The sequence below is a fragment of the Veillonella caviae genome, assembly GCF_003992125.1.
Taxonomy (GTDB): Bacteria; Bacillota; Negativicutes; order Veillonellales; family Veillonellaceae; genus Veillonella; species Veillonella caviae.
The window spans coordinates 1-11575 of sequence record NZ_RQUY01000035.1 but is presented as its reverse complement, the minus strand read 5'-3'; the positions used below and the strand labels follow the sequence as shown (position 1 = coordinate 11575).

The window sequence follows — 11575 nt, the reverse complement described above, 5'->3', positions numbered from 1 at the left end:
TGGAATGAGCTACATATGTCTACAAATTTTCCAACTTATTGGGATTAGTCACACACACTTTTTGTCCTATAACCCGCTTTTTTTGTTTTCGAAAAAGAGAGTGCATTTTGAAAGGATACAAGAAAATTTCAGAGGTTTCTAGGGACTGGGGAATAAGTGAACGAAGAATCAATACTCTCTGCCTTGAAGGAAGAATTAATGGAGCAGAGAAATTTGGTAATGTATGGGCTATTCCTGATGATACCGAGAAACCAAAAGACGAGCGCATAAAATCCGGAAAATATGTAAAAAAAGATGCATAATGACAGGTTCTGTCATCCTGGAAAATTATAATATACGGGGGTTATATGCAAACAGAAAGTAAAGATAAGATAGAACGTGTTTTGGGAATGTACTCAAAACTGATGAATGGATATATCGTCAATAAAGCTGAAGAAGCTCAAATCTATGGCGTTAATGAGAGAAGCATACAAAGGGATATAGAAGATATCCGTGGCTATATGGATACTGCTTCAACAGAAGATGGAATCATTAACACGGTTATATATGATAGGAACGCCAAGGGATATCGATTAGAGCAAATCTATGAAATGAAGCTTAGTAATAGTGAAATACTTGCTATTTGTAAAATCCTATTGGATAGTCGGGCCTTTACTAAGAAAGAAATGACAAAACTCATCTCACGGCTTCTTGAGTGTTGCGTTCCAAAGGTAAATCGAAAAGAGATAAATGACCTAATTAAGAATGAGGAATATCACTATATTGAGTTACAGCATCGATCAGAGTTTGTTGACAAGATGTGGGATATTGGCAAGGCAATAAGGGAACATAATTTTGTAGATATTGAATATCAAAGGACTAAGGATAAGGCATTAGTTAAGAGAAGAATAAAGCCAGTATCTATTATGTTCTCAGAATATTACTTTTATATCACAGCGTTTATAGACAATGAAGAGATTAAGGCAGATTTCGATGTTTTAGATGATTCGTACCCAACGATTTATAGAATTGATCGAATCAAAAAATACGAGATTCTACCTGAAAAATTTAATATCCCATACGCAAACAGATTTGAAGAGGGTGAATTTAGAAAAAGAATTCAGTTTATGTATGGAGGAAAACTACAAAGGGTTAGGTTTAATTATTCAGGTAATTCCGTCGAGGCAGTCCTTGATAGGTTACCAACAGCGCAAATAGAGAACGAAAAGGAAGGAGTGTATACAATCACCGCAGAGGTGTTTGGTAAGGGTATCGAGATGTGGCTTAGGAGCCAAGGCGATATGGTTAATAATATTGAAATTAAGTGAGGTGTTACCAATGAAGGCGGCAATGTTGGAAATTCAACAATATTTGGTTTTGCATCCCGTTGTCAAAATGAACACAAAATTAAAAACGAAGTATATGGCGTTATTAAAGCATTTTGTTTCTGAAAGCGGAAGCAGAGATGTATGGGACAAGCAGATGTTAAAGCTGTATTCCTCAAAATTAGGTGTTGCTGATAGCAAAGACAAAATTAAAGACCTGAGTTTTCTAGAAAAATTTAAGTTTTTTCATTACAGATATTTTCTTCTTACGGATTGCTTATTTATAAGTTCGTTTGATAATTCGAAAAAGGGTGAGAAGGCGCTGAATAAGATAATTGGATTTCATGGAGAGCGTTATAGAAATAAAATGCAGGCAGTATTTAATGCATTTTATGGAACAGGAGATAGAGAGACTATAGCAACCATACCAGGGTTGGAACCGGTATACAAAGTGATTTGGAAGAATCGCGATTTTTATAGCAGAGCAGAAAAAAGAATAATGATAACCGCGAACATGAGCGCTGGAAAGTCCACGTTATTAAATGCCTTGTTAGGTAAAAAAGTGAACAAGATGCAGAATGCAACTTGTACTGCCAAAATCCATTATCTTCATAACAAAGCCGGTGAGGACGGTTTGATATATGAATGGGATCATGATCTTGAATTGGATGCGACCCATGAAATTCTTATGGATGATAACGAGGCTAACGAAACAACAGAGATTCATGTTGGCTCAAGGTTTAGATCAATAGCGGAAACAGATACAAAGGTATGTTTCATTGACACTCCAGGTGTTAATTCATCAATGGAAAAAGAACATCGAGAGATGTCGAACGAGACAATAAAGAATACAAAATGTGATTTACTTTTATATCTGTTTAATGCTGAGAACATTGGCTCTGATGATGACATTCGTCATCTGAAGTATGTAAAAGAAAATTATTCAGGCGATATCATTTTTCTTGTTAATCGTATGGATCGTTTTAAGAAGAACGTTGATTCAGTTTCTCAGACAATGGAATCTGTAGAAAAGGATTTACAAAAGATAGGTTTTAAGGAGCCAAAGGTATATCCGATTTCAGCGTATGCAGCTTATCTGGCGAAGATGAGTATGTATGGAGAAGAATTAAGTGAGGACGAGCAGGATGATTTAGATTTTTTAAAGCGAAAGCTGAGCAGGTCAGAATTTGCTTATGAAACGTATTATCCATGCGAAATTGAAGTGCCAAAAGATAAATGTAATGAGCTTTCAGATGTGCTAGTTCATTCGGGAATTTTATCACTTGAAAATATTATTTTTGATCAGGAAGGAGATCATTGATCATGAAGAAAGTGTTCATTAAGTACAACCCTTATCAGGTAACAACAGAGATCTTAATTGACGGAAAAAAAGTCAAGCGTAACAGTAGGTTAAATGTTCCTGATCAGCGCCTTCAGGAGTGGGTAGATAACCTTCCTGAGATTCTTTATGAGGAATGTAGTACAAAGCAGTTTGAGATTACATTCCAAGGTACAACATTGGATTATGAAGATGTATTGGCTGTTGCACAGGAAGCTGATAAAAAAGGAATTGAAATCAAGGTTGAACATATTCCTGCAAAAGAAGTAAGAGACAAAGAGCAGGCTATCGCTGAGATTTTTGAGGAAATTCAAAATGGACCATTTGAAGAGCTTAAGCAGCCGGATGTTGTTAGAGCTTTTGAAATGGCGAAGAGCAGTGATTTTGAAGTTAATGTAGTCGCAACCATGAGTGCAGGCAAGTCAACTCTGATTAACTCATTACTGGGACAGAGACTTATGCCTGCAAAGCAGGAAGCATGTACGGCTACAATCACAGAAATTAAAGATAATGACTCGAATCATTTTGAAGCAAGAGTATTTGATAAGGAAGGTAATTTGATTGAGACACAGCCTGATATTACTTACTCAATCATGGAGAGATTAAACGCAGACCCTGCAGTATCAAGAATTCATGTAGAAGGTAATATTCCTTTTGTAACATCTGAAGATGTATCACTTGTTCTTGTTGACACTCCTGGTCCGAATAACTCACGTGATCCGGAGCATAAAGCAGCTACATATAGGATGTTATCAGAGTCTTCAAAGACCGTTGTCCTCTACATTATGAATGCGACGCAGTTGGCAGTTGATGATGACAGTAATTTACTTGGTCACGTAGCTGAAAGTATGAAGGTTGGGGGAAAACAGTCCAGAGATCGTTTCATTTTTGTAGTGAATAAGTTGGATGATTTTAAGAAGGGCGAAGATAGTATCGACGCTGCTATTAAAAAGGTAAAAGACTATTTAGCAGATAATGGAATTGAAAATCCTAATATTTATCCTGCATCTGCACTTACAGCATTGAACATCAGAACCATTCTTGCGGAGAGCGATGATGACGATGACGACGATGTATATGAAGCTAAGGGCAAAGTACGTAAGTTTAATAGAAATGAAGAGATGTACTTTGAGAACTATGCGCCGTTGCCGGCATCTGCAAGGGGAATTATTGGCAATAGATTAGCAAAAGCTATTGAAGAAGAAAATGCTAATGAACAGGCACTAATTCATTCAGGTATTGTTCCGATTGAAGAAGCAATCAGAATGTATGTCCTGAAATATGCAAAGACAGCGAAGATCAAGAATATCGTAGATACATTCATTAAAAAGCTTGAAAGTGCACAGTCTTTTGAAACTACGAAAAAAGAGATTTCTTCAAAACAGGAAGAGAAAGATGCCATTGTCGCAAGAATTGACAGCATTCAGGCAAAACTCCAGAGTGGCGAGGAGGCAAAGAAGTTCAAGACTAAAATCAATGAAATCAACTATGATAAGGAGATTGCGAAGCTTGCAAATAATGTAATCAAGAAAGCACAGGAGAAGATTACAAAGTATCTGACAAGTACTCAGAAGAAACTTTCAAGAGAAGAAGCGGATAGTATCTGCGCTCAGTTTGCAAAGTTTGCTGAAACTCTCCAGGCGGAAGTTCAGGTAGAACTAGAGAATCTAATTGCAAATAATGTGCAGAAGAGTGCTGAAGGATTACTCGCTCAGTACAAGAAAAAGCTTGCTGATCTTGTAGATGAGATAAATGTTGGAGATGTCGTTCTTGATCCTTTTGAAATCATGAAAGGTGAAATTCCATCAAATACATCAAGCATTATCTCTGGATCTGTAAAAACTGAAAGAGTGAAGACTGGTGAAGAGTGGGTGGCAAATACAGATAAAAAGTGGTATAAGCCTTGGACATGGTTCCAGGAATCTGGTCATTATAAAGATATTTATGAAAATGTTGAGTACATCGATGGAGAGGAACTTGCACACAAGTTCTTTGCACCAATTGAGGAGAACCTTTTCGAAAACAGTTCTGCAGCACAGGCTTATGCGAAAGCGGAAACCAAGAGAATTAAAGAAGCATTTGCTAGTAAGTTCGATGAATTAGATAAGTTACTTAAAGCTAAGCTTAACGAGTTAAAGGAATGTGCAACTGATGAAAAGAAGGCACAGCAGAAGCTTGAAGAAGCTCAGAGACGTCTGGATTGGCTAGAAGAAATTCACGGAAAAGTGAATGCTATCTTGGAAATTTAGGAGGAACACATGGCAGTTTCGAGCGAATTTGCAAAGCCAGTAGAAGAGAATAATGTATTGAGAATAAGAATAATGCTTAAGGACAGTTTGCTGGTGGACAAAAGCTTTTCTATGTTCTCTGAATTATTAGCCTATGCGTTGAAACATGGTGTAGAGGTTTGGATGACTCCGGAAGATCCGCTTGAACAAGCCGAGAAGCCTTGGACACTAGACTTGATGAATTATGAGCTTACTGCCCTGGTAAACGATTTTACCGAGGAGCATGTGGATTATGTAAAACAAATCATAAGAGAAATTTACAAAGGAGAGGTGCCGGTAAGAACTCCAGTGCCTTCTACAAACCCCGTTCCTAGACCTACACAAACTATATCAAGATCTATGTCAACTAGCGGAATGGGAAGTACACCAAAAACTAATGATATTAGTTATAACACAATTTTACAGGAAATAACCAAGATAAATAGAATCATTGAAAAGAATAAGGCTGTGAATGGTAACAGACTTTGGCTAACGAAGAATATTGAAAAGATTAGAAAATCAGCCAGAGCTATTGAGATCGCCTGTGAAAATATACAGAGGAGGAAATGATATGGCACTTACATCGGATTTCAAGGACGCTGTTCAAAGTGGAAAAGTTACTCGCGTCAGAATTATGTTAAAAGATAGTCTTCTTTTAAGTTCAGGTGGAGAAGATTTTTTGCAGATGCTTGACTATGCAAAAGATCAGATGCCTGCACTAATGGATGAACATGACGGGGAGAGTTTTAAAAATCCAGATGACTGGAATGAAGAATATCTAAATGAGCAGATGGTTGCTGTGGTAAATAATTTCTCAAAGGAGAGAGTAGATTTATTGGTTTGTATGGTTAAGAAATTATACAAGCCACAGGTTACAAGAACTCAGACAGGAACATCAAAATCTACTTATTCAAGTAGTAATAATACATCCAGCGGATTATCGACAGTGCAGAAAGCTGGAATAGCTGTTGCTACAGTAGGAGCAGTCACTGTTGTTGCAGGGTTAGCGTTTAGAGCACCGATTGCAGTACCGATCCTCGGTGGAGTTGCTGTAGTTGCAGGCGGAGCGAGGTATTTCGCAGGAAGAGAGAATTAATTGTCATAACGACAGAATGTGTCTATGTTGGATGGTATTATGGGCACATAAAATAGATCTAAGGAGGTTGCTCATATGGCAAATGATGTATCAACGAAAACTGAAGCCGTACCAGTTCCTAAATATGCCAATGTTGCGGCAGGATATCAGGCTGCATTACAAGTTGTAGATGATGTTATTCTGAAGAACTATATCACCAATCTATCCAATTTAGAGATTGTTCCATTAAGTCAGGATATTTTGGATACGAATATTGATGATAATGTTTTATTCTTCAAAATTACCGAGATGGTATACGAGAAGGAGGAATTTGCATCATATAAGTTCGCAAGTGTATTTAACACTTTGTCTTCTTCAGATACTGCAATTTTCATAATTATTGACAGTGATGGGGAGACTACGGATTTCTATATGGGAGTACGCTCACTGGATTCCGATAAGACAACAAGTTCCCTTCGAAATACACTTGAGAACGCAATGATTGGTCAGTTCCCTGGAATTAAGACACAGGATTATGACGTTGATGAAATAAAGGAAATCATGGCAGGAATTAAAGGAAATAGTATTTCTGCCGTATCATGTGTTGCAAATAGTAGAGAAGAGAATCTTAAGAATAATCAGGAGTTTGTACAGGGATTAGAGAAACTTGTACTGTCAATGAGGGGACAAAAATACACAGGTATTATTATTGCTAATTCTACTGATCAGAATCAGCTTAGAGAGCTCAGAAGAGGATATGAGAGTGTATATACCCAGCTTTCGCCATTTGCAACAATGCAAGTGAACTATGCCCAAAATTCATCTACAGGAAAGAATGAAAGTACAAGTGATTCTACGACAAAATCGACGACGAACACAATAACGGAATCAGAGACTGATTCGACAACGGAATCACATGGAACATCTAAAGAAAATACTACATCGAAAGTTATCAAGGGTGTTTCTGCTGCAGCTGGAATTCTTGGTGCCGCATTAGCTCCTGTAACTGGTGGTGTTAGTCTTGCTGTTGGCGGAGTTGTATCTGGTGGTTTTGGACTACTTGGCTCGGCACTTGCAAGCACTGTGACAGATTCTACCGCTACAAGTAATGCTAAGACTTACGGTGAAAGTACAGCCGTATCAGATGGATCTACTCATACATATACATCAGGAACAAGTGTTACTGAAGGTTTGTCCAATGCAATTACATTGACAGCATATGATAAGTCTGTCGAAGATATGCTCACTAGAATTGATAAGCAGTTGAAGCGCATGGATGAATTTGAAAGCCTTGGAATGTATGAATGCGCAGCATATTTTATGTCTGAAGATCAGTATGCTGCAGATATTGCAGCTGCAACATATAAAGCTATCATGCGTGGTGAAAACTCTGGGGTAGAAATTGCAGCTATTAACTCATGGGGTAATTTTGAAAAGGATAAGACTAAACTCATTGAGCAATATGTTAAGAATTTTATGCATCCAGTATTTAAATATTCTGGATCGTTAGGAAGTATTGAAGTTACACCTAGTGCCATGGTAAGTGGAAACGAATTGGCTATACACATGGGACTTCCAAGAAAGTCTGTATGTGGACTTCCTGTAATCGAACATGCTGATTTCGGAAAAGAAGTGGTCAAATATGAACATGAGACATCCAAGACCGGTATCAATTTAGGTAAAGTATTCAATATGGGCAGTGCTTGTCCGAATGATGTAAGAATTGATAAGGCAAGCCTTTCAATGCATACATTCGTAACTGGATCAACTGGTTCCGGAAAAAGTAATACTATTTATGAATTTATTAGACAGACCAACAATCTGGGTGCCAATTTCATGGTGATTGAGCCTGCTAAGGGCGAGTATAAACATGTTTTTGGAAACCGTCCTGATGTAAAAGTCTTTGGAACAAATCCGGAGTATTCTGACCTTCTTAGAATTAATCCATTTAGGTTCCCTTCAAAGATTCATGTGCTTGAGCATGTAGATCGATTAGTTGAAATCTTTAATGTATGCTGGCCGATGTATGCTGCAATGCCGGCTGTATTAAAAGATGCTCTTCTGAAATCATATGAAGATTGCGGTTGGGATTTTTCATCTTCAAAAAATGCATACGGGGATGATTTATATCCTACATTTATGGATCTTCAGGAGTGTTTGGTTGAAGTAATCAATAGCTCTGCATATTCAGAAGAAGTGAAGAGCAATTACATGGGTTCACTTGTTACAAGAGTGAAATCATTAACTAACGGACTTAATGGACAGATATTTGCTTCGAACGAGATTCCGAGTGAAGTATTGTTTGATAAGAACGTAGTTGTTGATTTGAGTCGAATTGGATCTCTAGAGACTAAATCACTGATAATGGGTCTTCTCATTATGCGATTAAGTGAATATAGAATGTCTACTGCTGATTCAATGAACGTACCGTTTAAACATATGACTATCTTGGAAGAAGCTCATAATATTCTTAAGAGAACGTCATCAGAGCAGAATCCGGAGAGCCCAAGTTTAGCTGGAAAGTCTGTAGAAATGATTTCTAATGCAATCGCAGAAATGAGAACCTATGGTGAGGGATTTGTGATTGTTGATCAGTCACCAAGTGCAGTTGATATTTCTGCAATTAGAAATACAAATACAAAGATTATTATGCGACTTCCGGATGAAAGCGATAGACGCTTAGCAGGAAAAGCAGCTGGCTTAAGAGATGATCAGCTTGATGAAATTGCTAAGCTTCCAAAGGGCGTAGCTGTTGTTTATCAGAATGATTGGGTTGACCCTGTGTTATGTAAGATTCAGAAGTATAAGGGCGAAGAAACTGAGTATCAGTATAAGCCTGTCATCCATCTGAATAGATCCACGGACAGATTAAAGAAAAATCTATTAGAGTTGTTGTTAAGAACAAGGGTAAAAAATCCGGTTGACGTTGATATTGATACAATTAAGTCTGACTTGGCTACAGCCGAGATTTCAACTAAGAGCAAGCTTTTGATTAAGAAGCTTGTAAATGAATACGAGTTGCGTAAAGAACTTTCATTCTGGAAAGATGATAATTTTGAAAGCCTCTCGAAACTTGTGAGCGGAGTATTAAATGGAAATGTATGGCTCAAGCCTATGGTTGATACTTCAGCAGAGTTCGATGTGCTTACAGATAGAATAATGCATGAAGTTGAAGCTCAGGTTAGTGGCCTGTCTGCTGAATATGCGATTGCATCAACACAGTGCTTGATGAGGGCAGAGGCAGCTAAGTCTGATGATTACAAAGAAATTTACTCTGCATGGATAACAAGCCTTCGTAATAAGGGGGTGTTCTAATATGGATATGGGATTTAGTGAAATTTTCAAAGACTTAAATAATGAGCTTTTGGAAAAAGCAAAGTCGATGGAAAAGACTACAGACTTTAAGGAGCTTGACCGTCCAATTGCTAAAATGTTGGATAATAGTGGCGATTATGATGGAACAGAAACAGAAGAAAAAAAGCTTGAACCAAACTCAACATATGAAATTGATGGCGACGAATACGAAACGGACGATAATGGTGATATTTATAAGATGAATGGCGATTTAATGCCAAACACTACTTATGAAAAAAATGGAATTACCTATACTACAGACGAAAATGGAAGAATTTCGACCTGGAGTGGTGAACCAAAGTATGAGCCAGAAAATGAACGTGATACTAACGCTCAGACGGAATCTGGCGGTGAAGATCGTGAAGCCGGAGATGATGGTGGCCATTTGGTAGCGCGTATCCTTGGTGGTTCGGCTGGAAATGAGAATATCGTTCCGATGAGAGATACCGTTAATCGCGGTGATTATAAGAAGTCGGAAAATGAAATTGCTGAGGCTAAGAAACAAGGCAAAGATGTTCAAGATAGTGGTAAGGTTGTCTACGAAGGCGATTCTACACGTCCATCTAAGATTGAAAGGACTTATACAATTGATGGAGAAACAAGTAATCTTAAAGTAGATAATGTAGAAGGATCAAAGGATTTACTTGAAGATGTAGAAGGCGACATTTCCGATGAAGATATGGATAGCCTAAATGATGAAATCGCTGATATGGAAGAAGATGGATGTGATGTTTCAGTTACATCTGTTTTGAAGAAGTATGATGCAGAAGGAAATTTAGTATCTGTAAGAGTAGGAATCAGAAATGAGACTACAGGTGAGAAGTCATATAGAACATTTGAAGCGAAGAAAGAAGGGTAATTTATGAATAAACAGATTCATGATGAAGTACTTAAAATAGAGGAAAAAGGACTTACAAATGTAGAACTGCTTGCATTGGTAACAGATTCTAGCTATGAAGTAGTATTCTATGCAAATTATAACGGTAAGACTAGACAGAGCAATGATTTGGCAGAAGATGGAGTATTGGAGTTGGACTTTGTTGATGGAATTTATTCCTCAGTAGCTAATGCAGTAAGAGCAGACAAGAAATTTGACTCTGAAAAAATGAATATCATTAAGGCATCTGGTGAAGATGTATCGGTTGAGTATGATGAGAAGAACTGCCGTGTATATGGTCTGAAGAAAAAGTGGAAAGAAAGTCTCGGATTATAATGTGATAGTATATGAGATAGCTAACAGGAGCTGTGAGTTATACATGGCTCCTGTTTAGATAGCGAATTTAATGATATTTGGCTATTGGGTACTAATTGTCCACCTTTTGGGTACTAATTGTCCACTTGCTATCCATTTTCTTAAGAATTTAGACAAATAAAATTTGTCATCTTAGCTTGGGCAAGAAATCCTATTACAGTTCATAGATTATAATAACTATCCACCCGCGTAGCGGGTGGTTTTACTTTTTCGGGCATAGCCCTAATACTACTAGCTGCACACAAGTGTGCCTTTTATTGGCCTGCCAGCCACGCGAGGGATTACTTGCTACCCGTAAACGGGTCTCTCGGATCGAACAGACTTAATTGATCCGATTCTTTATCCTGTTTTAGCTGATTGGCTATATAGCTTTTTATCGCCGTAGTATTCTTTCCTACTGTATCAACATAATATCCTTTGCACCAAAATTCGTGATTACGATATGCAAACTTCATATTGCCGAAGCGTTGAAATAGCCTCAAACTACTTTTCCCCTTCAAATATCCCATGAACCCTGAAACACTCATTTTAGGTGGAATACTTACTAGTAAATGTACATGATCAGGGCATATCTCTCCCTCTATAATTTCTACGCCTTTCCATTGGCATAAAGTTCGCAAAATATCTCGTATTGCTTCGCGTTTTTCTTCGAAAAACACTTTTCTACGGTACTTTGGTGCAAACACTATGTGGTATTTGCAGTTCCATTTTGTATGTGCTAAACTTTTTACATCAGTATCATGTTTCGACATCTTACTGTCCTCCTAATTTGTTTTTAGTAACGTAACTGGCAGGTCACATTACTATTATACAGATTAGGAGTTTTTTAACTGACTCATAGCTAAAGCTTTATGGAACCACGCGACTATCGCGTGGTTTTCTTCGGCTTATAGGACAAAAGGTGTTGGTTTTTTAATCCCATGAAGAATTGAAACTTTTATCATAAAAGTGTAAATCACTCCAAACAATAGCATCACCCCATGT

Annotated in this window: 10 protein-coding genes; 9 read left to right on the top strand and 1 reads right to left on the bottom strand. The window is 37.6% G+C overall.

Annotated features, from left to right (window positions below; translation table 11 throughout):
• The first annotated feature begins 107 nt into the window (after positions 1-107).
• From EO120_RS08955 to EO120_RS08915, 9 genes are all read left to right on the top strand, one after another.
• Complete coding sequence (locus EO120_RS08955) at positions 108-302, top strand: DNA-binding protein (protein WP_241234933.1); 195 nt, start codon at positions 108-110, stop codon at positions 300-302.
• Positions 303-347: 45 nt separating this feature from the next.
• Positions 348-1307: a helix-turn-helix transcriptional regulator gene (locus EO120_RS08950; protein ID WP_127135129.1), complete on the top strand. Its 960-nt coding sequence runs from the start codon at positions 348-350 to the stop codon at positions 1305-1307.
• 10 nt (positions 1308-1317) lie between these two features.
• Complete coding sequence (locus EO120_RS08945) at positions 1318-2625, top strand: dynamin family protein (RefSeq protein ID WP_127135128.1); 1308 nt, start codon at positions 1318-1320, stop codon at positions 2623-2625.
• A 2-nt stretch (positions 2626-2627) separates the two neighbouring features.
• Positions 2628-4892 (top strand): dynamin family protein, encoded by a 2265-nt coding sequence (locus EO120_RS08940; RefSeq protein WP_127135127.1) that lies wholly within the window; start codon positions 2628-2630, stop codon positions 4890-4892.
• A 9-nt stretch (positions 4893-4901) separates the two neighbouring features.
• Positions 4902-5480, top strand: coding sequence for a hypothetical protein (locus EO120_RS08935; protein WP_127135126.1), 579 nt, complete (start codon positions 4902-4904; stop codon positions 5478-5480).
• Between the two features lies 1 nt (position 5481).
• Positions 5482-6006, top strand: coding sequence for a hypothetical protein (locus tag EO120_RS08930; RefSeq protein WP_127135125.1), 525 nt, complete (start codon positions 5482-5484; stop codon positions 6004-6006).
• A gap of 75 nt (positions 6007-6081) precedes the next feature.
• Positions 6082-9300 (top strand): ATP-binding protein, encoded by a 3219-nt coding sequence (locus EO120_RS08925; protein WP_127135124.1) that lies wholly within the window; start codon positions 6082-6084, stop codon positions 9298-9300.
• Between the two features lies 1 nt (position 9301).
• Complete coding sequence (locus EO120_RS08920; RefSeq protein ID WP_127135123.1) at positions 9302-10198, top strand: DNA/RNA non-specific endonuclease; 897 nt, start codon at positions 9302-9304, stop codon at positions 10196-10198.
• Between the two features lie 3 nt (positions 10199-10201).
• Positions 10202-10552, top strand: a complete 351-nt coding sequence (locus EO120_RS08915; RefSeq protein ID WP_127135122.1) for a hypothetical protein — start codon at positions 10202-10204, stop codon at positions 10550-10552.
• Between the two features lie 320 nt (positions 10553-10872).
• Here the strand turns inward: EO120_RS08915 and tnpA are convergent, their stop codons facing one another.
• Entirely contained in the window at positions 10873-11343 is a 471-nt protein-coding gene (gene tnpA, locus EO120_RS08910; RefSeq protein ID WP_127135121.1) for an IS200/IS605 family transposase, read from the bottom strand.
• Positions 11344-11575: the final 232 nt, after the last annotated feature.

Coding starts and splice junctions, on each gene's coding strand:
- EO120_RS08945 (WP_127135128.1), top strand. CDS start 1,318: ATGAAGGCGGCAATGTTGGAAATTCAACAATATTTGGTTTTGCATCCC.
- EO120_RS08950 (WP_127135129.1), top strand. CDS start 348: ATGCAAACAGAAAGTAAAGATAAGATAGAACGTGTTTTGGGAATGTAC.
- EO120_RS08930 (WP_127135125.1), top strand. CDS start 5,482: ATGGCACTTACATCGGATTTCAAGGACGCTGTTCAAAGTGGAAAAGTT.
- EO120_RS08920 (WP_127135123.1), top strand. CDS start 9,302: ATGGATATGGGATTTAGTGAAATTTTCAAAGACTTAAATAATGAGCTT.
- EO120_RS08925 (WP_127135124.1), top strand. CDS start 6,082: ATGGCAAATGATGTATCAACGAAAACTGAAGCCGTACCAGTTCCTAAA.
- EO120_RS08940 (WP_127135127.1), top strand. CDS start 2,628: ATGAAGAAAGTGTTCATTAAGTACAACCCTTATCAGGTAACAACAGAG.
- EO120_RS08915 (WP_127135122.1), top strand. CDS start 10,202: ATGAATAAACAGATTCATGATGAAGTACTTAAAATAGAGGAAAAAGGA.
- tnpA (WP_127135121.1), bottom strand. CDS start 11,343: ATGTCGAAACATGATACTGATGTAAAAAGTTTAGCACATACAAAATGG.
- EO120_RS08935 (WP_127135126.1), top strand. CDS start 4,902: ATGGCAGTTTCGAGCGAATTTGCAAAGCCAGTAGAAGAGAATAATGTA.